The following is a 25,127-nucleotide window of genomic DNA, read 5'->3' as shown; positions in this document are numbered from 1 at the left end:
GCCGGGCGCCGGACACCTCATCTGTGAGGATTCGGAAATCGTGGCGCAATGAAACACGGCGGAAACGCGGGTGTGCGCAACCGGAAATGCGCGCCCATGACGCTCTGACGACGCCCCCACCCCGTTGGAGAGACCGTGACTCTGGCCGCTGCCCGGATCGACACCGGCGACACAGCCTGGCTGCTCGCCGCCACCGCGCTCGTCCTCCTGATGACGCCCGGCCTCGCCCTGTTCTACGGCGGCATGGTCCGCGCGAAGAGCGTGCTCAACATGCTCATGATGAGCTTCGTGTCGATCGCCCTGGTCACGGTGGTCTGGCTGACGGCCGGATACTCCCTCGTGTTCGGGCAGGACGCGTTCGGCGGGCTCATCGGCGGGCTGCGGCACGCGGGGATGGCCGGGCTCGGGCCGGACAGCGTGACGGGCAGCGTCCCCACCCTGCTCTTCGCCACCTTCCAGCTCACCTTCGCGATCATCACCGCCGCGCTGATCAGCGGGGCGGTCGCCGACCGGGCGAAATTCGGGGCCTGGCTCGTCTTCGTACCCGTCTGGGCGCTGCTCGTATACGTTCCCGTCGCGCACTGGGTGTGGGGTCCGGGCGGCTGGATCCGCGACGGTCTCGGCGCGCTCGACTTCGCGGGCGGTATGCCGGTCGAGATCACCTCGGGCGCCTCCGGGCTGGCGCTGTGCCTGGTCCTCGGGCCGCGGCTCGGCTTCAAAAAAGACGCCATGCGCCCGCACAACCTCCCCATGGTCATGCTCGGCGCCGGTCTCCTCTGGTTCGGCTGGTTCGGCTTCAACGCCGGGTCCGCCCTCGGCGCCAACGGTCTGGCCGCCGCGGCCTTCCTCAACACCCTCACCGCCGGCTGCACGGGCCTGCTCGGCTGGCTCCTCGTCGAGCAGCGGCGCGACGGCCACCCGACCACGCTGGGTGCCGCCTCGGGCGCGGTCGCCGGTCTGGTGGCCATCACCCCGTCCTGCGGGTCGGTGTCCCTGCTGGGCGCGCTCGCCGTCGGGCTCGCCGCCGGTGTCGTCTGCTCGTACGCCGTGAGCTGGAAGTTCAAGCTGAACTACGACGACTCGCTGGACGTCGTCGGCGTCCACCTGGTCGGCGGTGTCATCGGCACGCTGCTCATCGGCGTCTTCGCGGTCCACGGGATGACGGGCGGGATCGAGGGGCTGCTGTACGGCGGCGGGCTCGGCCAGCTCGGCCGGCAACTGGTCGGGGTGCTGGCCGTCGGGTCGTACGCGTTCGGCGCCACGTACGGCATCGGCAAGCTCCTCGACCGGCTCGTCGGCCTGCGCGCGGACGAGGAGCACGAGCAGACCGGCCTGGACCTTACGGTGCACGCCGAGAGCGCCTACGATCACGGGGTCCTGGGCCACGGTGCCCCGGTGTCGTCGTCCCTTCCCACCGCGCAGAAGGTCAAGCACCCGGCATGAAGCTCATCACCGCCGTCGTCAAGCCGCACCGCCTCGACGAGGTCAAGACCGCCCTGCAGGAGCTCGGTGTGCACGGGCTGACCGTCACCGAGGCCAGTGGCTACGGGCGGCAGCGCGGGCACACCGAGGTGTACCGCGGCGCCGAGTACCGGGTCGACCTGGTCCCCAAGGTCCGGATCGAGGTCGTCGTCGAGGACGCGGAGGCCGACGCGGTCATCGACGCGGTGGTGAAGGCCGCGCAGACCGGGAAGATCGGGGACGGAAAGGTGTGGTCCGTACCCGTGGAGACGGTCGTACGGGTACGGACGGGCGAACGCGGGCCCGACGCGCTCTGATCGTCACCACCACCGCCGCGGCGGACGCGGCACCCACCAGCACGGCCACCAGCCACGGAAGCGCGAGGAACGACACGCTCGCCGACTCCCGGGTCCCCGGCGAGCTGGCCGTCAACGTCACATCGCACCAGTCGAGTTGGGGCGAGCCGTGCCAGGGCGCGGTGAGCCGGACCCGCTGGCCCGGAAGCAGTTCCGCGGGGATGCCCGTGAGATCACGGGACAGCAGGGTCCGCCCGAAGAGGCCCTCGGCCTTCAGCCGCACCTTCGGGTTCAGTGTCACGTTGCCCGTGTTGTGGAGGGTGTACGAGACGGTGGTCCCCGAGGCGCCCGTGCCCGGGATCAGCGGCTGGTGGTGGGCGAGTCGGACCTTCTCCACGGCGAGGGCGGGGACCGTCGGGCCGCCGACCCGGAGATACACCCGGGCGGCCACCGCTCGTTGCACCCCCACGGAGAGCGCGTTCGTGCCCGTCTCGATCCGTTCGTCGAGCGCCACCAGCGCGCCCGGATGGTCGCCGGGTTCGGCCCGCTCCGGGACGCGGAGCGTGAACGGCACGGTGACCTCGCCGTGCGCGGGGACGGTGACCCGGGAGCGGTCGGGCCGGGCCCACGCTCCCACCCCGCGCTGGGTCTCCTTCAGCGTGCGCACGGCGAAGCCGCCGTCGCGCGCGGTGTTGTAGGCGTCGGCCGCGTACAGCCGGAAGGTCAGCGGACCGCCGGTCTTGTTGGCGACGGTGACCTTGTCCCGGAGGGTCTGGCCGGGGTCGGCGGAGAGGTAGAAGTACGGCCGGGCGGCGATGCGCGAGGACACGGGGTAGACCGACCAGCTCCCGTTGTCGGCCGCGTACGAGGGGGTCGCCAGGAAGGCGGAGAGGGCCAGCAGGGCAGGGAACAGGCTCAGGAGGAGGGCGTACGGCTTGCGCATGGGTGCGGACCCCCGCGGACGGCATGGGCGGACGAGGTGGACGGGCGGGTGCGCGCCCGGCCACCGGGGTGCGGACTGACCGGTCGAGTGGCGGACCGGTCAGCTGAGCGTCAACGTGAGCACGCCGGAGTAGGAGCCGGGAGGCGTGAACTCCGGTACGTTCAGCGACAGTCCGGCGTCGACGGTGAACTCACCACCGGTGAGCGTCCCGTTGGGGGTGGACGCCAGGGTCGCCCCCGAGGTGCCCACCGTGCCGGACGAACCGGCCTGGCAGGTGCTCGGGCTGCCGGCCTTCGTGGCGCAGGCCGGGGTCCAGCTCAGGGCACCGGCGTCGATCTTCGCGCCGGGGCCGGTGAAGTCGGTGACCTTGCCCGTCAGGGACCAGCCCGCGGGTCCGCCGCGGAAGTCCTTGACGGTCACCGTCCGCAGGGCGCCCGTGGAGGCACCGCCCTTGCCGTAGTCGACCGCCGACAGCGCGACGGCGTCCCCGGCCTGGGTCATCGACAGCGTTCCCGCCTTCACCGTGGTGGTGAGTTTCTGACTGCCGTCCGGGACGGGCGTGTTGTCGTTGACGACGTACGCGGCGGGACCCGCTCCGGTGTCCGCGTTCCAGCTTCCCCCCTCGTACGCGACCACGCCGGTCGTCGTCTTGTCGTTGACGACGAGCGAGCCGCTGAAGGAGCCCTGGGCGTTCGCGGTCACGGTCGCCGTGTCGGCGGTCTGGGTGGCCCCGGACCGTCCGGCGAGGGTGACGCTGGCGCCCGGGGTGAAGTCGCTGCCGGTGACGGTCACGCTGTCACCGGGGTTCCCGGAGGCCGAACCGAGTTGGATGGCCCGGGTGTTGGTCTGTCCGCCACCGGTCGCGGTGACCGTCTCCGACACCGGGGCGGGCGGGGTGATGACCGTGCACGGGGTGTCCAGCTCCATGATGTAGCTGGTGTGGATGTTGTAGTCGCTCGGCGACAGGGTGATCGCGCCGGGCGCGGTGACGGTGAACGTGCCCGTCATGCTGAACGACGGGAAGGCGCCTTTGCCGGGCACCGGGTCGTTCTTCTTGGGACCGGCGACGGTGACGTTTCCGGTCTGCGCGCCGCCCAGCGCGACCTTGCCGGTGGGGGTCATGATGTCGGCCGGCAGCGCGATGTCGACGGGGTTGCTGGCGGCGGGTGTGACCACCGTGTAGGTCACGGTGACCGTGTCGCCGACCTTCGGACTCGCGTTGTCCACCGTGATTTTCGCGGTGGTGGTGCCGTCGATCGGCGGGAGGCCCGCGATCGCCGGCGGGATGCAGTGCGTGGCGAAGTCCACGTTCGTGGGAGCGGCTCCGGCCGGGGCGGCCAGCGCGCCTCCCGCGGTGAGCGCGAGTACGGTCGCCCCGAGCAGTGCCGCGAGGCGGCGTCTTCGGATTGTCGGACCCGTGGTTGACATGGTGTTGCCCCCTCCTGAGGGATGCGGGCGCAGCGGCTCGTCTGCGCCGACAGGGGGCCATTGATGTGCCGGTCGTGTGAGAAGTCAATGGAGTCCCGGCACACTGACTGATGGGCCATCAGTTTCTGTCATGGTCATCGAGCCGGTCGTCGATCCATTTGACGGCCCGGTTGCCTGCTCCGTCGCCAACCCGAGCCGCCCGCAGGGCGGTTGCGGGGGAGCCGGTGCCGCTGCGCGCGGGCGGCACCGGCCCTTGTCACGTCATGGCGCGGTGGGTCAGTCGAAGACGAACGGGCCCGGGGACTGCGGCGCGTCCGCCGTGCAGGTGATGGTGATGCCGAACACGACCATCTTCAGGGAGCCGCCGTAGGTCTCCAGGCTGTCGCCGGAGGCGACGGTGCCGTCGAGGGGGCCCACCGAGACTCCGCCGCCCGCGGCGATCGCGGGGTTCTTCTTGCCGCTGAAGGCGGTGGTCCCGCCGTTCGCGTTCACCAGGGTCAGTGTGGAGGTGACCGAGTTCGCGGCGAGGGGGAGCGGGGACGTGATGGTGGTGGAGCTGAGGGTGATGGTCGCGGCCGTGCCGTCCTGTGTGGCCGTGAGGGTGGCCGCACCGCCGCCACCGAGGGTGCAGGTCGCGTTGATGGTGGCCGTCTGGGGAGTGACAGCCGCGGCGGTCGGCGCGAAGGCCAGACCGGTCACGGCGAGGGTGCCGGCGGCTAACGCCGCGACGGTTCCGAGTCGCTTGCCTCTCATCGAAATCCCTTCCCTTGTGGGGGAATTGCCATGTGGGGATGGTCGGGACGGGACCGTCCGCCCTGGTCCGGGCACACGGGCTTCTCACCTCTGTGCTCGGTGAGGGTGCGGGGAGACGTGTACGCGGACCGTCCGCGCGTGGGGTGCGGGACGCCGTGCGGAGGCGTTTCTGACGGTCCGTCGGAATGTGCGGTTCCATTGAGGCGCGGGTGCCTCACGATTGCAAGGGAAGCGACCCCTTTCCTTCAACGGTTGGGGAAAGTGGCCGAACTTGGACCCGGGTCCGCTCAGTCCACCCCCTTGATCCGCCCCACCAGCACCGCCCCCGCGAGCCCGATCGCCGCCGCGACCAGGTAGAGGACCCGGTAGCCGCCCAGGTACGTCACGATCGGGGCCGCCAGTACGGGGGCCGCGACCTGGGGGAGGGCGTTGGCGATGTTGATGACGCCGAGGTCCTTGCCGCGGTCGAGGGCCTTCGGCAGGACGTCGGTCATCAGGGCGAAGTCGACGGAGGTGAAGACGCCGAAGCCGATGCCGAGGACGGCCGCGGCGGCGATCGCCCCGGGCCAGGTCTGCCAGCCGGCCAGTACCGCCGTGGCCACCGCCATCAGGACACCGGACCAGATCACGAACGGCTTGCGGCGTCCGAGCCGGTCCGACCACACCCCGCCCACCACGACGGTGGCGAGCAGGGTGACGCCGTTCACCGCAGTCAGGACCAGAACACCCTGCTCGGGGTCGCCGTAGTGCAGCCGGTCCCGCAGGTAATAGAGCAGGTAGAGCAGTACCAGGGCGTTGCTGAGGTTGATCAGGAAGCGGGTCAGCCAGGCCCACGCCAGGTCGGGGTGCTCGCGCGGGCTCAGCCTGAAGGAGGCGAGGAACGTGCGCCCGGACCAGGGCGGGCGGGCCTCCACCGGCAGACGCAGGTCCGGGTACCGGAGGACGTAGGGCAGGACGCCGACCAGGGTGAACACCGCGCACGCCGCGTACCCGCCGCCGGTGCCCCCGGCCACCGTCGCGAGTCCGGTGCCGCCGACCACGCCGAGGATCTGGGCCGCGCCCAGCCAGCCGCCCACGCTGCCGCGCTGGAGCCGCGGCACCCGGTCGGGGACGGCGGCGGTGACCGCGGCGAACGCGGCGTTCAGGGTGAGCTGGACCAGGCACCAGCCCGCCGCCATCGTCCACACGCCGCCCGCGCCCGCGAGGAGCAGCAGGGACAGCGCCCCGCCGGCCGCTCCGGCCACGATCCACGGCGTACGGCGGCCCCGGCGCGCGGTCGTCCGGTCGGACAGCGCGCCGAACAGCGGGTTGGCGACCAGCGAGACGACCGCCCCCGCACCCGTCACCCAGGCCAGCATCGCCTCTTTGGACATGCCGCTGCCGGGCGCGAAGTCCTCCGCCTGGGAGGCGAGGAGGATCTGCAGCGGGCCGTACCAGCCCACCCAGATCGCCCCGTTGGCGAGCGAGAGCGCGGAGGTCCAGCCCCGGCCGACCCGTTCGACGGGCTCGGCGAGGGCGGCCACGGGTATGACCGGGTGGTCGGCCGCGGTCATCTCTGCGCCCGCAGGGCGTCCCGCAGCCAGGTGTATGAGGCCTTCGGGGTCCGCTCAAGGGTGTCGAAGTCGACGTGCACGAGACCGAAGCGGCGCGCGTACCCCTCCGCCCACTCGAAGTTGTCCATCAACGACCAGACGAAATAGCCGCGTACGTCGACACCCTGCTCCAACGCCCGGTGCAGCGCCCGGACATGACCGTCCAGGAAGGCGATCCGCTCCTGGTCGTCGATGCCTTCGTAACTGCAGCCGTTCTCGGTGATGACGACGGGCGGGAGCCGGTCGCCGTAGCGCTCGCGGAAGCCGACCAGCAGCTCGGTGAGCCCCTCGGGCACCACCGGCCAGCCGAAGTCGGTCACCGGGTAGCCCTCCAGTTCCTTGACGGTGAAAGGCAGTTCGGCGGGCAGCGTGAGTCCGCTGAACTCGATCTCCGCACCCTCGGGGGCGCCCACCTTCGTCGGCTGGTAGTAGTTGATCCCGTACCAGTCGACCGGCTCGCCGATGATTTTCAGGTCCGCCTCGACGTCGCCGGGCATCAACTCACCGATGCCTTCGGGGTACCGGCCGAGCAGGACGGGATCGGCGAAGAGGCGGTTGAGCAGCAGGTCGTAGAAGTCGGCAGCCTCCACGTCCTCGGTACGGTCCGAGGCCGCCCAGGTCGGGCCGTGCGAGTTGGCGATCCCGATGTCGCCGGCGCCGGCCGCGCGCAGGGCCCGTACGGCGAGACCGTGGGCGAGGAGCTGGTGGTGGGCCACCGGCAGCGCGTCGAACAGGAGCTGCTTGCCGGGCGCGTGCGCGCCGAGCGCGTGGCCCAGCAGGGTGTGCTCGGCGGGCTCGTTGAGAGTGATCCACTTCTTGACGCGGTCGCCGAGGCGTTCGGCGACGACCGAGGTGTACTCGGCGAACCGCTCGGCGGTGTCCCTGTCCAGCCAGTCCAGCTCCGCCGGCAGGTCCCAGTGGAAGAGGGTCGGCACGGGCCGTATGCCGGCGGCGCACAGGGCGTCGACCAGCCGGTCGTAGAAGTCGAGGCCCCCGGGGGAGTTCACCCGGGGCCAGGAGATGGAGAAGCGGTACGCGTCCACGCCGAGGCCGGCGAGGAGTGCCACGTCCTCGGGGTAGCGGTGGAAGTGGTCGCAGGCCACCGCCGCCGTGGAGCCGTCCTTGATGTGTCCGGGCCCGGCGCTGAAGGCGTCCCACACCGAGGGGGCGCGTTCGTCCACGGCCCCCTCGATCTGGTGGGCCGAGGTGGACACGCCCCAGAGGAAGCCGGACGGGAACTGCGGGAGGGGTTTCGTCGCCATGCGCGCGATCATCCGTACCGGCGGTAACGGAAGTCAACGGTTCGGCGTGAACCCACGGTCCGGTGCCCGCGGTCCCCGGCGGCCCCCTGCGGCGACCGTCGGGCTTCCCCCCTTCGGCGTTCCCCTCAGGCGCCCTCCTTCAGCACCCGTGAGATCAGCTCGCGCTGCTCCTCCGTCAGGGCGGGGTCGGCGGCGTAGACCGTCCTCCCGTCCACGGTGATCCGGTAGCCGAAGCCGTCCGGGACGCCGGCCGGGGGCGTGTCCTGGCCGGCGGCGAGCGCCCGCTCGGCCAGGGCCTGCCACTCGGGGGCGTCCGGCAGTGCCGAGGTGTCCACCTCGGCACTGCGCTCGATACCCGCGAATCCGCCCGTGCGCCGCACTTCGATACGCATGGGTCCTGTCTAGTACGAGTCGGGCGCCCGGGGCCAGGCTTTCGGGCTACGGGTCCGGGACGCAGGGGTCCCGGGACGCTGGTGCGGGGCTACGCGGACGGGACTCCGACCTGTTCCCAGGCCTTCGTCACGGCCAGCAGTTCCTCCCCGTCGTTGTACCGGGTCCGCGCCGCGGCGAGCGTGAGCCGCGCGAAGTCCGAGAAGAGGGCCTGCTGGGGCAGTTCCCCGCCGGTGAGGACGTCGTACCAGATCTGTCCGGCCCGCTCCCACGCGTGGCCGCCGAGGGCCGTGGCGACGAGGTAGAAGGCGTGGTTGGGGATGCCGGAGTTGATGTGGACGCCACCGTTGTCGCGGCCGGTGCTGACGTAGCCGTCCATCGTCCCGGGCTGCGGGTCCTTGCCGAGCGCGTGGTCGTCGTACGCGGTGCCCGGTGCCTTCATGGAGCGCAGGGCGGTGCCGGTGATCCGCGGCGCGAGCAGTCCCGCGCCGATCAGCCAGTCGGCCTCGGCGGCGGTCTGGCCCAGCGTGTACTGCTTGATCAGCGAGCCGAAGACGTCCGACATGGACTCGTTCAGGGCGCCCGGCTGGCCGAAGTAGGTGAGGTTCGCCGTGTACTGGGTGACGCCGTGGGTCAGCTCGTGGCCGATGACGTCGACCGGGATGGTGAAGTCGAGGAAGATCTCGCCGTCACCGTCCCCGAACACCATCTGCTCGCCGTTCCAGAAGGCGTTGTTGTAGTTCGTGTCGAAGTGCACGGTGGCGTCGAGCGGCAGGCCCTCGCCGTTGATCGAGGTGCGGTGGTAGGCGTTCAGGTAGAGGTCGAAGGTCGCGCCGAGACCGGCGTAGGCGCGGTTGACCGTGGCGTCCTTGCCCGGCTTGTCGCCCTCGCCGCGGACCTTCCTGCCGGGGAGGTCCTGGCGGTGGCGGGCGTCGTAGATCGTGCGGTGCGGTGTGCGCTCGTCGGCCCCCGCGGGCGCGGGCACGGCCGGTGCGCCGAGGACGGTGGTCAGCCGCCGGTGGGTGCGCTCGTACGCGTCGCGCTCCAGCGTCTGGCGGGCGGGACCGGAGAGCGCCGGGTCCTCGTGCTGGGCGAGCTTGTCGAGGACGTGGGGCGGCACGATGGTGCAGTGAACGGGCTCGAAGCCCCCGTTGGTCGTCATGCCCGGCACCCTTGCACTGAGTGATGTGTATGTCACTACGTGCAACCATGATTGGTGAAATGCGGAGATAAGGAGCCTGGGATTCCGCCCCGAAGTGGTATGGCGCACTTTTTGTACCTTTTGGGGGATGCGATCCCGCATACTGATACAGCCCTCCGTACGGAGCGAGGCTCCGCTAGGCTGCGGAGCATCATGCGTTTCGGGCTGCTTCTCCTTAGCTGCCGCGGCGAGGGCCTGTAGTCGAGGCCGACCCCCTCCCCGCGGAGTCTGGCGTTGCGCCGTCGGCCGTCCTTCCGGACATCCTGAGGAGCCCACGCATCATGGCGAACAGCCAGCACACGCGCTCGAACCGTCAGCGTCCCACGTCGATGCCGGTCCGCAAGTACGGGCAGTACGAGCAGGTCGACATCCCCGACCGCGACTGGCCGAACAACCGGATCACCGTCGCCCCCCGCTGGCTCTCCACGGACCTGCGCGACGGAAACCAGGCCCTGATCGACCCCATGTCGCCCGCGCGCAAGCGCGAGATGTTCGACCTGCTGGTGAAGCTGGGCTACAAGGAGATCGAGGTCGGCTTCCCGGCGTCGGGCCAGACGGACTTCGACTTCGTCCGCTCGATCATCGAGGACGAGACCGCGATCCCGGACGACGTCACGATCTCCGTACTGACCCAGGCCCGCGAGGACCTGATCGAGCGGACCGTCGAGTCGCTGAAGGGCGCCAAGCGCGCCAACGTGCACCTGTACAACGCCACCGCCCCGGTCTTCCGCCGGGTCGTCTTCCGCGGCTCCAAGGACGACATCAAGCAGATCGCCGTCGACGGCACCCGTCTGGTCGTCGAGTACGCGGAGAAACTGCTGGGCCCCGAGACCGAGTTCGGGTACCAGTACAGCCCCGAGATCTTCACCGACACCGAGCTGGACTTCGCCCTGGAGGTCTGCGAGGCGGTCATGGACGTCTGGCTGCCCGGTCCGGGCCGCGAGATCATCCTCAACCTGCCCGCCACGGTGGAGCGTTCGACCCCCTCCACGCACGCGGACCGCTTCGAGTGGATGGGCCGCCACCTGTCCCGCCGCGAGTACGTCTGCCTGTCGATCCACCCCCACAACGACCGCGGTACGGCCGTCGCCGCCGCCGAGCTGGCGCTGATGGCCGGCGCCGACCGCGTCGAGGGCTGCCTGTTCGGCCAGGGCGAGCGCACCGGCAACGTCGACCTGGTCACCCTGGGCATGAACCTGTTCTCGCAGGGCGTCGACCCGCAGATCGACTTCTCCGACATCGACGAGATCCGCCGTACGTGGGAGTACTGCAACCAGATGGAGGTCCACGCGCGCCACCCGTACGTGGGCGACCTGGTCTACACGTCCTTCTCCGGCTCCCACCAGGACGCCATCAAGAAGGGCTTCGACGCGATGGAGGCCGACGCGGCCGCCAAGGGCGTCACCGTCGACGACATCGAGTGGGCCGTCCCGTACCTGCCCATCGACCCGAAGGACGTCGGCCGCTCCTACGAGGCCGTCATCCGCGTCAACTCGCAGTCGGGCAAGGGCGGTATCGCGTACGTCCTGAAGAACGACCACAAGCTGGACCTGCCGCGCCGGATGCAGATCGAGTTCTCGAAGATCATCCAGGCGAAGACGGACGCCGAGGGCGGCGAGGTCACGCCGAAGGACATCTGGGCGACCTTCCAGGACGAGTACCTGCCCAACCCCGGCAACGCGTGGGGCCGTATCCAGGTCAGGACCGGCCAGTCCACCACGGACAAGGACGGCGTGGACACCCTGACCGTCGAGGCCACGGTCGACGGCGCGGACACCGTCCTGAGCGGCACCGGCAACGGTCCGATCTCCGCCTTCTTCGACGCCCTGCAGTCCATCGGCGTCGACGTGCGCCTGCTCGACTACCAGGAGCACACGATGAGCGAGGGCGCCTCCGCGCAGGCCGCCTCGTACATCGAGTGCGCGGTCGGCGACAAGGTCCTGTGGGGAATCGGCATCGACGCGAATACGACACGTGCCTCGCTGAAGGCCGTCGTCTCCGCCGTCAACCGCGCGGCCCGCTGACCTCGTTCACCTGGTTCTTTCCGGCCCCGTCCGCCTTTTCAGGCGGGCGGGGCCGTGTCGTGTCCCGGCCATTCCATGTGCAGGTCACGAGCAGGTCTCGTCCTAGGTACTGACTACACCTCGACAATGTGGCTAACATCACGCCAGCACGGCGATGTTGCCGTGGCATGACGGAGGTGTGCGACGTGCTGCCAGGATGGGGACGAAACGGTCGTGCAGTTCAGGTTCCCCGCATCCTGGGCACCCGTACCGCGTGGAGTACCGTCGGTGACGGGGAGTTCTTCTGCCCCGGCTGCGGCGGCGACCGCAACTATCAGCGGCTCACGGGCCGACGCCGCTTCACTCTTCTGGGTGTTCCCGTGCTCCCGCGCGGCGAGACGGGGCCCGTCGTCGAATGCGCCGCCTGCCGGCACCACTACGGCGCCGACGTCCTCGACCACCCCACCACCACCCGCTTCTCCGCGATGCTCCGCGACGCCGTCCACACCGTCGCCCTCGCGGTCCTCGCGGCGGGCGGCGGCTGCGCCCGCGCGTCCCTGGAGACCGCCGCCGCGGCCGTCCGCTCGGCCGGCTTCGACGACTGCACGGAGGACCAGCTCGGCGCCCTCGTCGAGGCACTCGCCGCCGACACGGGTCGCTTCTTCGGCGAACCGTGTGGAGCGAGCCTGGCCATAGAGCTCCACGAGGCCCTGGACCCGCTGGCCCCGCACCTCGCCCCGACGGGCCGCGAGGCGATCCTCCTCCAGGGCGCCCGCATCGCTCTGGCCGACGGCCCGTACACCCCCGCCGAACGGGACGTCCTCGCCACGGTGGGCGCGGCCCTGACGATCTGCTCGGACGACGTGACCCGCCTCCTGGCCACGGCACGGACACCGTCGTAGGACCTCTTCGCCCCGCCCCCGCCGGTACTCCCCAGGGAGTAGTCCGGTCCCCGCGCCACCCCTCGCAGTACCCGTGAACTCGCCCTTCCGTGCGACGTATCCCGTCCGCCGCGCCGGGAGTCTGGAGCCTGTCCAGACATTCCGCGAGAAGGGGAGGACCCCGCCATGGGGCCCGAGAAGGCCGGAAAGACGAGCACAGGACCACGGCGGCGGGCGGCCGTGCCGTGGCTGCTGCTCGGGCTGTGGGTGGCCGTGCTGGCCGCCGTCGGGCCGTTCGCGGCGAAGCTGTCGGACGTGCAGCACGACCGTGCCGTCGACTATCTGCCGTCGAGCGCGGACTCCACGCGGGTCGCGAAGATCGAGGACCGGCTGCCCGGCGGGGAGGCGACCGAGCTGGTGCTCGTCTACCACCGCGACGGGGGGCTCCGTCCCGCCGACCGGGACACGGCGGCCCGCCAGGTCGCCGCGATCACCCGGGCGAACCCGCTCACCGCCACCCCCGAGGCCGTGCCGTCCCCCGACGGCAGCACCCTGATGTACGCGGTCGCCAGCAACGCACCCGGCACCGACGAGAAGAAGCGCGACGCGTTCGTGGACGGTGTTCGCGAGGTCGCCCGGGGAACGGACGGCATGAGCGTCGTCGTCGGCGGCCCCGGCGCACTGGCCACCGACGCCGCCGAGGTCTACAACTCGCTCGGCGGACCGCTGCTCTACACCACGGTCGCCGTCGTGGCGATCCTGCTGATCCTCATCTACCGCAGTCCGCTGCTGTGGCTCGTGCCGCTCGCCGTCGCGGGCGTCGCCGACTATCTGTCGATGGGCGTCGCCTACGGACTCCACCAGGCGTTCGGCACCAGCGTCTCCGGCCAGAGCTCGGGCGTGATGACGATCCTCGTCTTCGGCGCCGGCACCGACTACGCCCTGCTGATCATCTCCCGCTACCGCGAGGAACTGCGGCGCGTGGAACGGCCCTACGACGCCATGAAGGAGGCCCTGCGCGGCTGCGGGCCCGCCGTGCTCGCCTCCTCCGGCACCGTCGCCGCCGGACTGCTCTGCCTGCTCGCCGCCGACCTCAACAGCAGCCGGGGCATGGGCCCGACCGGCACCGTCGGCGTGCTCTGCGCCCTCGTCGCCATGCTGACCCTGCTGCCCGCCGTGCTCGTCCTGCTCGGGCGGCGGGTGTTCTGGCCGCTCGTCCCCGCCTACGGCACGGAGCCCAAGCGGCGGCGGAGCCTGTTCGCCGCGATGGGGTCCTCCGCCGGACGCCGGCCGCTCGTCGTGCTCGCGAGCGGAGCCGTCCTGCTCGGGGCGCTCGCCCTCGGCACGCTGAACCTGCCCGGCCCGCTGAAGCAGCAGGACTCCTTCGCCCACCGGCCCGACTCCGTCGCCGCGATGGAGACACTCGCCCGCGCCTACCCGGGGCGGGGCACCCAGCCGATCACCGTGATCACCCCCACCGGGCGGGCGGACACGACGCTGGCGTGGGTACGCGGCCACGCCGGTGTCGCGAGCGCCGAGCGCGGACGCAGCGGCGGGGGCTGGACGGAGATCTCCGTCATCGCGCGCGGCGCTCCCCAGTCGGCGGCCGAGACCGCCACGATCAAGGCCCTGCGGGCCGACCTCGGCGGATCGTACGTCGGTGGCCCCAGCGCCCAGCAGATCGACCTCCAGGACACCGATGCCCGGGACCGGCTCGTCGTCGTACCGATCGTGCTCGTCTCGGTGCTGCTGATCCTGGTCCTGCTGCTGCGCTCCCTCGTCGCCCCGCTGCTGCTCGTCGCCGCCGTCATCGCGGTGTGGGGAGCGGCGCTCGGCATCGGCGGCCTGGTCTTCGGCCCGCTGCTCGGGTTCGAGGGGACCGATCCCGGCCTCGGCCTGTTGTCCTTCGTGTTCCTGGTCGCTCTCGGCGTCGACTACGGGATCTTCCTCATGCACCGGATGCGGGAGGAATCCCTCTCCGGCGCCGAGCCCGCCGCCGCCGCGCTCACCGCGCTGCGCACCACGGGAGGCGTGATCGCCTCGGCCGGCCTCGTCCTCGCGGCCACCTTCGCGGTGCTCACCAACATGGGGCTCCTCCAGCTCGTCGAGCTCGGTTTCGTCATCTCGGTCGGTGTGCTGCTCGACACCTTCCTCGTCCGTACGTACCTGGTGACCAGCGCGAGCGTGGCACTGGGACGCAAGATGTGGTGGCCGGGCCCCCTCTCGGGCGAGCCGGACAACGAGACGGCGGGGAAGCAGGAGCCCGTCGCCGTAGGCTGAGCGGCCCGGCAGCCCCTGCGCGGACAACGGACATCGGGCGCCCCTTCTTCGTGAGGGGCGCCCCTCACGGAGGATGAAGCGGTGGACGTCAAACGCATGCTGCACCTCACCGGCTTCGGACCCCGGGTGAACGCAGGCCCGGCGCGGATCCTGCGCCAGGACGCGCTGCTCGCCGGCGTGCTGCTGATCCTCGACATCACCGTGGCCCTCACCGTGCACGCCGACGGCCGGCGACCGGACGCGCTCGGCTGGAGCCTGCTGATCGCCGCGCACATCCCGGTGATCTGGCGGCGACGCGCTCCGCTCGCCGCGTTCCTCGCGCTCGTCGCCTGCGTCGGCCCGTACCACGCACTCGACTTCAACCACAACGCGCCGCTGCTCGTCTCGATGACCGCGCTGTTCACCGTCGCCGCCACCGGGCGCCCGCTGCGCTCCCTGGTCATCGGCAGCGGGGTCATCGGGATCATGCTCGCGGTCAAGTTCGGTCAGGGAACCGCCGAGGGCACCCAGGCGCTGCGCGTCACCGGCTGGATCGTCGCGTTCATCGTTCTCGGCGTGTGCGCCCGGGTGCACAAGCAGTACTTCGCCTCGGTCGTCGAACGTGCCGAGCGCGCCGAACGAACCCGTGAGGAGGAGGCCCGCCGCAGGGTCGCCGAGGAACGTCTGCGCATCGCCCGGGACCTGCACGATCTGCTCGCCCACAGCATCACCCTGATCGGCGTGCAGACCTCCGTCGCCGCGCACGTGCTGGCCGCCGACCCCGACCGCCTCGACCGCAAGGCCGTCGCCAAAGCCCTCGACGACATCTCCGAGACCTGCCGGAACGCGCGCGGCGAACTGCGGTCCACGCTGGAGGTGCTGCGCGACTCCGAGCACGGCGGCAGCGACGGGCGGGGGCCGCTGCCCGGCCTCGACGGGGTACCCGATCTGGTCGCGGCGGCCCGTTCGGCGGGCGCCAGGGTGGAGACGTCGGCCGCGCCACGGGTGGACGGCGTCCCCTCCGCCGTGGGCGCCGCCGCCTATCGCATCGTCCAGGAGGCGCTGACCAACGCCGTACGGCACGCGGGTCCCGGGGTGAGCGTCCGGGTGGACCTGAGCACGGACGGCTGGGCGCTGCGCGTGACGGTCACGGACGACGGCATCGGCGACGCGGGCGGCCCGCCAGGCTTCGGCCTGGTGGGGATGCGGGAACGGGCTCGTAGCGTGGGCGGCACGGTGGAGACCGGGACACGGGAAGGCGGCGGATTCGCGGTGATGGCGGTACTGCCCGTGGGCACGACGCTGCCGGAGCAGCGGAGGGCGGCGGACAGCGCGGACCGGCTCGAAGCACCGGGCGCCTCCGGTCCCGTACGCGAGTCCGGTCCTGTACGCGAGCCCGATCCCGTACGGGAGTCCGAAGCCGTACGTGAGTCCCGTCCCGTACAGGACCCCGGTCCCGGCCGGGACGCCTATGACGTACGCCGTCCCGGACTCCCTTCCGGGGCTGTGCCCGAGCCCGGAAGGGGCGAGCTCCGATGACCATCCGTGTGGTCCTCGCCGATGACCAGAACCTCGTACGGGCCGCGTTCGCCATGCTCGTGGAGTCGGCTCGGGACATGGAGGTGGTCGGGCAGGCGGCCACCGGGCGGGAGGCCGTCGAGCTGGCGCGCAGTGAGCGGGCCGACCTGATCGTGATGGACATCCGCATGCCCGACCTGGACGGCATCGAGGCGACCCGGCTCATCGCGGCCGACGAGAGCCTGGCCGGTGTCAGGGTGCTCGTGCTCACCACGTACGACACCGACGAGCACATCGTGGAAGCGCTGCGCGCGGGTGCCTCCGGCTTCCTGGTGAAGGACACCCGGCCCGCCGAACTCCTCGACGCGATCCGCACGGTGGCCGCCGGGGACGCGCTGCTCTCGCCGGGCCCCACGGCCCGTCTGGTCGCCCGCTTCCTGCGCGCCCCCTCGGTTCCCGCGCTCACGGCGGGTGGCCCCGAGGGGCTCTCCGAGCGGGAGCGCGAGGTGCTCACCCTGGTCGCGCGCGGCCTCAACAACACCGAGATCGCGGCGGCGTTGGGGCTCAGCCCGCTCACCGCGAAGACCCATGTCAGCCGCATCATGGGCAAACTCGGCGCCCGCGACCGGACCCAGCTCGTCATCGTGGCGTACGAGTCGGGCCTGGTGACTCCGGGGGACGTGGGCCGGGCCTGACCCGGTATCCGTCTTGCCCTCCTGGCCTGCCTGACCCGCTCACGCGTCCCGACCCGCCTGACGTCTCGTCAGGGAGAACTGACGTCGCATCACCGTGCCGTGCAAGCACGGGTATTGGTGTGGCACTCGGGGAACACTAGGTTCACCAGGACATCCCACGTCCCACGTTCCATGTTCCAGGCCCGACGCAGTCGACGCAGTCCAGGGAGTGCCATGACCAGCATGAGCCGCATGCTCGCGTTCGCAGCCACCGCCGGACTCCTCACCAGCCTCACCACCCTCGCCGTCACCGGCCCCGCCTCGGCCGCGCCCCTGGCCGGCCGCGGCTGCGCCTCCTCCGTCCCGTACACCGCGGGCCAGGAGGGCTACGACACGTACCGCATCCCAGCGACCGTCATGACCCGGGCCGGCACGCTGCTCGCCTTCGCCGAGGGGCGGCACAGCGGTGCCGGTGACACCGGGAACATCGACGTGGTCCTCAGACGGTCGTCCGACGGCGGCTGCACCTGGAGCCCGCTCACGGTCGTCGCGTCCGGCGGCGGCGACACCCGCGGCAACCCGGCGCCGGTGGTGGACCCCAGGACCGGCCGGATCGTCCTGCTCACGTCCTACAACAGCGGCGCGGTGACCGAGGCGCAGATCATGCGGGGCGAGGTCACGGCGGAACAGAGCAGGCGCGTCTTCGTCCAGACCAGCCGGGACGACGGGCGGCACTTCTCCCGCCCGCGGGACATCACGGCGCAGACGAAGCTGCCGGACTGGCGCTGGTACGCCACCGGCCCCGGCCACGCGATCGCGCTGCGCCACGGGCCGCACGCCGGGCGTCTGGTCGTGCCCGCCAACCACTCCGCCGCCCCGCCCGCCGGGTCCACCGACACCGGCCAGGAGCCCAAGTACTACGGGGCGCACGCGCTCTACAGCGACGACGGCGGGCTCACCTGGCGGCTCGGCTTCGTCGACGACTCGTACGACGGGGCCGACAACGCCAATGAGAGCTCGGTGGCCGAACTCCCCGACGGGCGGCTCTACTTCACCTCGCGCGACCAGAACGGAACGAGTCCGGGCAACCGCCTCGACTCCTATTCCAGCGACGGCGGCGAGACCCTGGACCGCCCCTTCGCCGTCCAGCCCACCCTGGACGACGTCCCCGTCGTCCAGGGCAGCGTCCTCCAACTGGCCGGCCGCTTCGCCCCGCTCCTCTTCTCCGGCCCCTCCGTCCCCACCGTCCGCCAGTCCATGGCCGTCTGGCGCAGCACGACCGGTGGCGCGACCTTCGAGAAGGCGACCACCCTGTCCACGCAGCGGGCCGCCTACTCGGACCTCGTCCAGCTCGGCGCCTCCCGGGTCGGCATCCTCTACGAGACCGGGGTCACGGGACCGTACGAGTCCATCGAGTTCCGGCGGCTGCCGCTCAGCGGCCTGCTCGGGTAGGCGGCGGGCGGAGGCCGGCGGGCCCTGGGCCAGCCCATGGCCAGCCCATGGACACCCCCATGGACAGTCCGTGGACAGCCCTCAGAGCAGTCCGGCCGAGGCCAGGTACTTGCCGACCCGCTCGACCTCGCCCCGCGACAGCGGCACCTGGGGTTCCGCCGTCGCGGGGCAGTCGATGACGCCCCGCAGGGACAACGCGGCCTTGAAGGCGCCGAGGGCCGAGGAACTGCCGCCCATCCGGGCCGGGTCGCCGACGCTCACCAGGCCGAACAGCTCGCACAGCCGCTCCTGCTCGGCCCGGGCCCGCGCCCAGTCGCCCGCCGCGCACAGCTCGTACAGCCGTACGTAGCCCGCCGGGTCCACATTGGCCAGGCCGGGGACCGCGCCGTCCGCGCCGAGGGCCAGGGCCGAGTCGACGATCACCTCGGACCCGGTGAGCGCGGTGAAGCCCTCGATACCGGGGTGCGTACGGACACCGGTGACGACCGTGCGGAAGGCGCCGAGGTCGCCACTGGAGTCCTTGAGCCCGGCCAGGACACCGTCGGCGGCGAGTTCGAGGACCAGTTCGGGGCTCAGCTTGGTGTGGACCGACGCCGGCAGGTCGTACGCGAACACGGGGAGTGCCGCGCGGGCGGCGACGAGGCGGAAGTGGCGGGCGATCTCCGCGGGATGGGTGCGGGTGTAGAAGGGGGCCGTGACGACGACCGCGTCGGCACCCGCGGCGCGGGCCGCGTTCGCGTGGTCCAGGACACGCGGTGTCGTCATGTCGATCGCACCCGCCAGGACCGGGAGTTGACCGGCGACATGCCCTGCCGCCGTCTCCACCACCAGTCTGCGCTGCGCGTCCGTCAGATAGGCCACCTCGGACGTCGAGCCGAGGACGAACAGGCCGTGCACCCCGCCGTCCACCAGATGGTCGATCAGTCTGGTGAGCGACGGGACGTCCACCTCGCGGTCCGGTGTCAGGGGCGTGCAGACGGGCGGTACGACACCGGTCAGCGGGGCGGGGAAGGTCATGAAGGCTCCCGGATGTGCTGCTGGAACGGAACGTCGGCCATGGCGGCGGCCTCGGCTGCGGACTCGGCCTGGGCGACCAGGGTGCGCGTCGACCGGCCCTCCTCAACAGGATGGTGACACCGGAAGCGGTGACCCGGGGCCGACGCGGCCGTGAACTCCGGCATCCGGGTCGCGCACTCCTCGTCCGCCTTCCAGCACCGGGTACGGAAGGGGCAGCCGCTCGGCGGGTGTGTCGCCGAGGGGACGGGACCGGTCAGCGGAATCGGCTCGATCGGATCCAGCAGGCCAGGGGTCGCCGAGAACAGCGCCCGGGTGTACGGGTGACGGGAGCCCTCGGTGACCTCGTCGGCCGGTGACTCCTCCACGATCCGGCCCAGGTACATCGTGATCACCCGGTCGCTCATCCGGCGCACGGTCTGGATGTCGTGGGACACGAACACCAGCGCCAGGCCCAGGCGTTCCTTCAGATCGAGGAGGAGGTTGAGGATCTGCGCGCGGACCGACACGTCCAGCGCGCTCGTCGGCTCGTCGGCCACCACCAGGTCGGGATCCAGCGCCAGGGCGCGGGCGATCGCCACCCGCTGGCGCTGACCGCCGGAGAGCTGGCCGGGCAGCGCGTCCGCGAGCGCCCGGGGCAGGCCGACCAGCGACATCAACTCCCTCACGCGGTCGGCCCGTTCGGCCGCGGTGCCGCGCCGGTGCACATCCAGCGGGTCGCGCAGGATCCGGCGCACGGGCAGCCGGCGGTTCAGGGCCGTCGACGGGTCCTGGAAGATCATGCCCGTGCTGCCGCCGACGGCCGAGCGCCGCTCGTCCGGCTTCAGGGACCACAGGTCACGGCCGCGGAAGGTCACGCTGCCGGAGGTCGGCCGCTGCACCCCCACCAGCACCTTCGCGAGCGTCGACTTGCCGCAGCCCGACTCGCCGACGACGCCGATCGTCTCGCCGGGCACGATGGTGAGATCCGCGCCGGTCAGGGCGTACACCCGGTCCCGGGTGAACACACCGCCGCTGCGCGCCTTGTGGACGACATGCGCGTCGGTGAGCCGGACGAGCGCGTCCGTCGTGCGGTCCTCGGCCTCCCGCGCGGGCGCGGTCATGCGACGGCCCCGGCCGCCGTCGGCGGAAGCACGTCAGGCGGAATCCTCACTTCACGGCCTCGCTCTCCGTGGTCACCAGGTCGACGGCCGGATGGTGGCAGGCCGCCGTGTGCGTGTGCGTGCCGACCAGGTCCGGCGCCGTCGTCCGGCACACCTCGCTCGCCATCGGACACCGGTCGGCGAACCGGCAGCCGGCCGGGAAGTCGGCGGGGGAGGGGACGACCCCCTTGATCTGTGTCATGCGCTCCGCCGCCGACTCCAGGGACAGGACGCTGCCCAGCAGTCCGCGGGTGTAGTGGTGCGCCGGGGACTCCACCAGGTCCGCCGTCACGCCCGTCTCGACGATCTGGCCGCCGTACATCACGACCACCCGGTCGGTGACCGCCGAGATCAGCGCCAGGTCGTGCGAGACGAGGATCAGGGCGAAGTCCAGTTCCGCCCGCAGCCGCAGCAGCAGCTCCATCACCTGCGCCTGGACCGTCACGTCCAGGGCCGTCGTCGGTTCGTCCGCGACGATCAGCCTGGGCTCGCGGGACAGCGCCATCGCGATCAGGACGCGCTGGCGCTGCCCGCCGGAGAGCTCATGGGGGTAACTGCGCAGGGTGCGCTCGGGATCGAGGCCGACCAGGGCGAGCAGTTCGGCCGCCGTGCGCTTGCCGCCCCGCCGTATCACCTGCTTGAGCTGCGCCCTGATCGTCATCGCCGGGTTCAGCGACGACAGCGCGTCCTGGTAGACCATCGCCATCTCGTGACCGAGCAGCCGGCGCCGTACCCGCATCGGCTCGCCCACCAACTGCCGCTGGTCGAAGCGGACATGGCCGCGCACCCGGGCGCCCTTCGGCTCCAGGCCCATGACCGTCAGGGCCGTCAGCGACTTCCCGCAGCCCGACTCGCCGACCAGGCCCAGGACTTCGCCCGGGTACACCTCGAAGCTGATGCCGTCGACGATGTCCACACCGCTGTGCCGGTTCTCGAAGCCGATGGCCAGATGCTCGACGGCCAGCACGGGCTGCCGACCCGAGGGCAGCGGGCGGGCCCGTGCGCGCAGCCGCGCGGCGGCCTCCGCCAGACCGGGCAGTTCCAGGACCGTGCCGCTGCCCGGCTCGGGGGCTTCGAGACGGTCCTCGGCCGGGGGTACGGACACCTCCCGGGCGGCCGGCGCGGCCCACGCGTCGGAGACACCCTCGGAGAGGATGTTCAGCGACAGCACGGTGACCAGCATCAGCAGGCCGGGGAAGACGGTGGCCCACCAGCCGCCGGTCAGCACCATGTTCTTGCCGTCGGCGATGACACTGCCCCAGGACGGGTCCGGGGGCCGTACGCCCGCGCCGATGAAGGACAGCGAGGCCTCGAACACGATCGCCTCGGCGACCTGCACGGTGCAGAACACGAGAATCGGGGCCGCGCAGTTGACGGCCACGTGCCGAAGGACGATGTGCGGGGTGCGGGCGCCGATCACCTGTTCGGCCGTGACGTAGTCCTCGCCGTACTGGTCGAGGACGTTCGCCCGGACGACCCGGGCGACGGGCGGGGTGAACAGGAAGGCGATGGCGCAGATCAACACGTTGATGCCGCCGCCGAACACGGCGACGAGCACGGCGGCGAGCGCGATGCCGGGGAACGCCATCACCACGTCCAGACAGCGCATCAGCGTCTCGTCGACCGCCTTGCGCGAGGTCGCGGCGACCGCGCCGAGCAGCGCCCCCACGACCAGGGCGAGCGCGGTGGCCCCGAGACCGATCGCCAGCGACCAGCGCGCCCCGTACATCAGCCGGCTGAGGATGTCCCGGCCGAGACTGTCCTGCCCCATCCAGTGACCGGCCGACGGATGCCCGGTGCCGTCCACCTGCGGCTGCTGGTCGAGCGGGTCGTGCGGCGCGAGCAGCGGGGCGAACAGCGCCGTCAGCACGACCACGGCCAGGAAGCAGACCGCGATCCGCGACAGCGGCGGCAGCCTGCGCCAGCCGCGCAGCCGGACACCGGGCCGGGCGAGCGCCCCCGCCAGTTCCTTCCGCGTGAACATCAGGTCGCTTCCCTCAGTCGTGGGTTGACCAGCAGATACAGGATGTCGATGACGAGGTTCACGACCACGAAGCCGATGGCCGTGGTCAGGACGACGCCCTGCACGACCGCCGGATCACCGTTCTGCACGGCGTCGATCATCAGCTTGCCCATGCCGGGCAGCGAGAAGATCGTCTCGATGACGACCGCGCCGCCCAGCAGATAGCCCACGCGCAGGCCCAGCACGGTGAGCGGGTTCATCAGGGCGTTGCGCAGGACGTTGCGGCCGACGACCACCCGGGGCGGCAGCCCGCTGCCGATCGCGGTGCGCACGTAGTCCTTGTCGAGCTCCTCGACCACGGACGTCCGGACGATCCGGGTGAGCTGGGCCGCGACCGGCAGGGAGAGCGCGAGCGCGGGCAGCGCCATGGTCTTCAGCCAGCCGGTCAGCGAGTCGGCCGGGTTGATGTAGCCGCCGGTCGGGAACCAGCCCTGGTCGACGGCGAGGTACTGGATCATCAGCAGGGCCAGCCAGAAGCCCGGTGCGGCGACCCCGGTCAGGGACACCACCCGGATGATCTGGTCGGGCAGCCGGTCACGGTAGATCGCGGCCGTGACCCCGCCGAGCAGCGCCAGCACCACCGCGATGCCGAGCCCCAGGAAGGTGAGCTGGAGCGTGAGCGGCAGCGCGGTGGTGACCTGTTCGACGACCGGCGCCCTGGTCAGCGCGCTGGTGCCCATGTCGCCGTGCAGCAGGTCGCCCACGAAGTGGAAGTAGCGCACGGGCAGCGGATCGAGCAGTCCGTTCTGTTCCCGGAAGTCGTGCAGCTGCTGCGGGGTCGGGTTGGCGCCCTGGAAGAACGCCGACGCCGGATCGACGTCCGAGAAGCGCATCACCAGGAACACGAACAGGACGATCCCGAGCATCAGCGGTACGAGCAGCAGAGCGCGGCGCAGCAGGATCCTGACGATGGCGACCACGTATCGACTCCCTTGTCGCCTAGACCCACTTGGCTTGCAGCAGGTTGATGCCCGGGTAGGGCTGGGGCCTTATGCCCGCGAGCCGGCGCGGATTCCACGCGGTCATCAGCTCGTTGTGTACGACCGGGTAGAGCACGGCCTGCTCGGCGACGATGTCGATGTAGTCCTGGATCATCGTCTTCTTCTTGTCGGCGTCCGATTCCTGCGTCGCCTGGTCCATGTCCTTGAAGAGCTGCTTGGCGACCGGGTCGCCGGCCCAGCGGGCGTAGCCCATCCAGAGGTTCTGGGGGCCGTAGTTGTAGTGCATGATCAGGTCGGCGTCGAGGCCGAACTGGTTGGGGTTCGAGGCGGCGGCCACGACCTGGTAGTCCTGCTTCTGGTCCATCTTGGTGAACACGGCCGTGGTCTCCTGCGGGGCCAGTGTCGTCTGCACGCCGATGGCGTCCCAGGACGCCTTGATGGTCGGCAGACAGTCGACGATCCAGCTCACGTTCACCGAGATGATCTCGATCTTCAGTCCCTTGACGCCGGCCGCCTTCAGGAGCTTCTTCGCCTTCTCCGGGTCGTAGGAGTAGACGGTCTTCGCGGGCCGGTAGGAGGGGTTGGCCTCGTTGAGGAAGGAACTCGACGGCTTCCCGTGCCCGCGGAGGGCGACCTCGACCATCTTGCCGGTGTCGATGGCGTAGCGCAGCGCCTGGCGCACGCGGACGTCGTCGAACGGCTTGTGCTGGGTGTTGAACATGAGGAACAGGTTGTTCATGCCCGCGCCGCCCTGGACGGTCATGCCGCCCTTGCGGAGCTGATCGATGTTGGCGTACGGGATGTTGTCGGCGATCTGGGCACCGGCGCTCGCCCCGGAGATCTTCGCGACGCGGGGCGCGGCGTCCACTATGGTCAGCCAGTTCATCTTCTTGAAGGCGGGCTTGCGCGGCCCGTTGTAGGCGGCGAACGCCTCGAACGTCGTGTTGGACTTCGGGTGGTGCGCGGTCTGCCGGTACGGGCCCGAACCGATCGCCTTGCCCTTGATCGCGTCGTCCCAGGCACCGGGCTGGGAGAAGACGTGCTTGGGCATGATCTTCGCCAGGGTGAGCCGGGAGATCCCCTCCGGGAACGGGAACTTGAGGACCAGCTCGACGTTCTGCGCGTCGATCTTGCGGACTTCCTTCAGCCAGCTCGCGAAGAAGCCCTTGGCGAGGGTCTGGGTCTTCGGATCGAGTATCCGGTCGAAGACGAAGACCACGTCGTCCGCGGTGACCGGCTTCCCGTCGTGGAACGTGGCACCCGCCCGCAGGGTGAACTTCCAGGACGTGCCCGTGAGGTCGGCGGGCACCTGGGTGGCGAGCGCCGCGTAGGGCTCGCGGGAGATCGGATCGGTGTCGAGCAGGCCTTCGTAAATATGGTTGTTGGCGGCCATGCAGAAGGCGGACGCGGTCTGCGTCGGATCCCAGCTGCCGTCGTTCCCGTAGCCGATGACGGCCGTCAGCGTGGCGCTTCTGCCGCTGCCCGAACCGCCGGTGTCGTTCGTCGACTCCGGCCCGGACGAGCAGGCGGCGAGGGTCGAGGAGAGGGCGGCGGCCGCGCCCAGGGCCCCGGTGTACTTCAGGAACGACCGGCGGTGCAGCGCCGGAGTGGGGTTCACGTCGCGCACGGTTCCTCCAGCAAGGAGTGGTCCAGTTGAACGGTCCGGTGAGGCGGTGGAGCGGTCGGTGCGATGGCCCGGGAAGCAGGAGATACGACGTCCTACGTCATAGGGGGCAGCGCGACCATAAGAGGGGGCGCGGAGAGGGTCAAGGGATCGCACACGAATGGCGTATCTTCCACAGGTGCGACCAATGGCGGTATGAAACAGGGGCAGTTGGCCGAACTTGGCGTTTAATCAGCCCGGAGGTGGGACGTCCGATGTCCAGCGAGCGTA

The 25,127-nt window shown here is 71.1% G+C and carries 18 protein-coding genes and 2 pseudogenes; 8 read left to right on the top strand and 12 right to left on the bottom strand.

Annotation, left to right across the window (positions count from 1 at the left end):
• Positions 1-135: 135 nt before the first annotated feature.
• Together ACIQRL_RS04270 and ACIQRL_RS04265 are read left to right on the top strand one after the other, a co-directional pair.
• On the top strand, positions 136-1,443 hold the full coding sequence (locus ACIQRL_RS04270) for an ammonium transporter (RefSeq protein WP_401326784.1): 1,308 nt from the start codon (positions 136-138) through the stop codon (positions 1,441-1,443).
• Positions 1,440-1,778: a P-II family nitrogen regulator gene (locus ACIQRL_RS04265; protein ID WP_401326782.1), complete on the top strand. Its 339-nt coding sequence runs from the start codon at positions 1,440-1,442 to the stop codon at positions 1,776-1,778. Before ACIQRL_RS04270 ends, ACIQRL_RS04265 begins: the two co-directional genes overlap by 4 nt.
• Here the strand turns inward: ACIQRL_RS04265 and ACIQRL_RS04260 are convergent.
• From ACIQRL_RS04260 to ACIQRL_RS04230, 7 genes and pseudogenes are all read right to left on the bottom strand, one after another.
• Positions 1,675-2,700: pseudogene (locus tag ACIQRL_RS04260) on the bottom strand (WxL protein peptidoglycan domain-containing protein); the annotation flags it as partial. The gene ACIQRL_RS04265 and the pseudogene ACIQRL_RS04260 sit on opposite strands and share 104 nt — an antisense overlap.
• Positions 2,701-2,799: 99 nt before the next feature.
• Complete coding sequence (locus ACIQRL_RS04255) at positions 2,800-4,128, bottom strand: beta-xylosidase (protein WP_401326780.1); 1,329 nt, start codon at positions 4,126-4,128, stop codon at positions 2,800-2,802.
• Positions 4,129-4,404: 276 nt separating this feature from the next.
• Positions 4,405-4,881: a hypothetical protein gene (locus tag ACIQRL_RS04250; protein ID WP_401326778.1), complete on the bottom strand. Its 477-nt coding sequence runs from the start codon at positions 4,879-4,881 to the stop codon at positions 4,405-4,407.
• A gap of 287 nt (positions 4,882-5,168) precedes the next feature.
• Positions 5,169-6,434, bottom strand: coding sequence for an MFS transporter (locus ACIQRL_RS04245; RefSeq protein ID WP_401326775.1), 1,266 nt, complete (start codon positions 6,432-6,434; stop codon positions 5,169-5,171).
• A complete protein-coding gene (locus tag ACIQRL_RS04240; protein ID WP_401326772.1) occupies positions 6,431-7,747 on the bottom strand; it encodes a GH1 family beta-glucosidase in 1,317 nt (438 codons plus the stop codon). Before ACIQRL_RS04240 ends, ACIQRL_RS04245 begins: the two co-directional genes overlap by 4 nt.
• 113 nt (positions 7,748-7,860) lie before the next feature.
• Positions 7,861-8,127, bottom strand: a complete 267-nt coding sequence (locus tag ACIQRL_RS04235) for a protealysin inhibitor emfourin (protein ID WP_401326769.1) — start codon at positions 8,125-8,127, stop codon at positions 7,861-7,863.
• Between the two features lie 89 nt (positions 8,128-8,216).
• A complete protein-coding gene (locus tag ACIQRL_RS04230) occupies positions 8,217-9,287 on the bottom strand; it encodes a M4 family metallopeptidase (RefSeq protein WP_401326766.1) in 1,071 nt (356 codons plus the stop codon).
• A 320-nt stretch (positions 9,288-9,607) separates the two neighbouring features.
• Here ACIQRL_RS04230 and leuA point away from each other — a divergent pair, with 320 nt between their 5' ends.
• From leuA to ACIQRL_RS04200, 6 genes and pseudogenes are all read left to right on the top strand, one after another.
• The gene (leuA, locus tag ACIQRL_RS04225; RefSeq protein WP_401326763.1) at positions 9,608-11,350 is read left to right on the top strand and encodes a 2-isopropylmalate synthase; all 1,743 of its coding nucleotides are present in this window, start codon (positions 9,608-9,610) and stop codon (positions 11,348-11,350) included.
• Positions 11,351-11,535: 185 nt separating this feature from the next.
• Complete coding sequence (locus ACIQRL_RS04220) at positions 11,536-12,231, top strand: TerB family tellurite resistance protein (protein ID WP_401328081.1); 696 nt, start codon at positions 11,536-11,538, stop codon at positions 12,229-12,231.
• A 165-nt stretch (positions 12,232-12,396) separates the two neighbouring features.
• Positions 12,397-14,490 (top strand): MMPL family transporter, encoded by a 2,094-nt coding sequence (locus ACIQRL_RS04215; RefSeq protein ID WP_401326760.1) that lies wholly within the window; start codon positions 12,397-12,399, stop codon positions 14,488-14,490.
• A gap of 96 nt (positions 14,491-14,586) precedes the next feature.
• Positions 14,587-15,765: pseudogene (locus tag ACIQRL_RS04210) on the top strand (sensor histidine kinase); the annotation flags it as partial.
• Between the two features lie 239 nt (positions 15,766-16,004).
• A complete protein-coding gene (locus tag ACIQRL_RS04205; protein WP_401326757.1) occupies positions 16,005-16,682 on the top strand; it encodes a response regulator in 678 nt (225 codons plus the stop codon).
• 213 nt (positions 16,683-16,895) lie between these two features.
• Positions 16,896-18,113 carry an exo-alpha-sialidase gene (locus ACIQRL_RS04200; protein WP_401326754.1) on the top strand — a complete coding sequence of 406 codons (1,218 nt, stop codon included), beginning with the start codon at positions 16,896-16,898 and terminating at the stop codon, positions 18,111-18,113.
• A gap of 81 nt (positions 18,114-18,194) precedes the next feature.
• Here the strand turns inward: ACIQRL_RS04200 and ACIQRL_RS04195 are convergent, their stop codons facing one another.
• Genes ACIQRL_RS04195 through ACIQRL_RS04175 form a run of 5 tightly spaced genes read right to left on the bottom strand, consistent with a single transcriptional unit; the run spans position 18,195 to position 24,860 of the window.
• On the bottom strand, positions 18,195-19,130 hold the full coding sequence (locus ACIQRL_RS04195; RefSeq protein ID WP_401326751.1) for a dihydrodipicolinate synthase family protein: 936 nt from the start codon (positions 19,128-19,130) through the stop codon (positions 18,195-18,197).
• A complete protein-coding gene (locus ACIQRL_RS04190; protein WP_401326748.1) occupies positions 19,127-20,230 on the bottom strand; it encodes an oligopeptide/dipeptide ABC transporter ATP-binding protein in 1,104 nt (367 codons plus the stop codon). The genes ACIQRL_RS04195 and ACIQRL_RS04190 overlap by 4 nt, the downstream gene beginning before the upstream one ends.
• A gap of 46 nt (positions 20,231-20,276) precedes the next feature.
• The gene (locus ACIQRL_RS04185; RefSeq protein ID WP_401326746.1) at positions 20,277-22,253 is read right to left on the bottom strand and encodes a dipeptide/oligopeptide/nickel ABC transporter permease/ATP-binding protein; all 1,977 of its coding nucleotides are present in this window, start codon (positions 22,251-22,253) and stop codon (positions 20,277-20,279) included.
• A complete protein-coding gene (locus ACIQRL_RS04180) occupies positions 22,253-23,212 on the bottom strand; it encodes an ABC transporter permease (protein ID WP_401326743.1) in 960 nt (319 codons plus the stop codon). Before ACIQRL_RS04180 ends, ACIQRL_RS04185 begins: the two co-directional genes overlap by 1 nt.
• Before the next feature lie 19 nt (positions 23,213-23,231).
• Positions 23,232-24,860 (bottom strand): ABC transporter substrate-binding protein, encoded by a 1,629-nt coding sequence (locus ACIQRL_RS04175; protein ID WP_401326741.1) that lies wholly within the window; start codon positions 24,858-24,860, stop codon positions 23,232-23,234.
• Positions 24,861-25,127 lie beyond the last annotated feature (267 nt).

Source organism: Streptomyces sp. NPDC091209 (assembly GCF_044757755.1).
GTDB lineage: Bacteria > Actinomycetota > Actinomycetes > Streptomycetales > Streptomycetaceae > Streptomyces.
The sequence above is the reverse complement of the archived record's forward strand: the minus strand, read 5'-3'. Positions and strand labels throughout refer to the sequence as shown.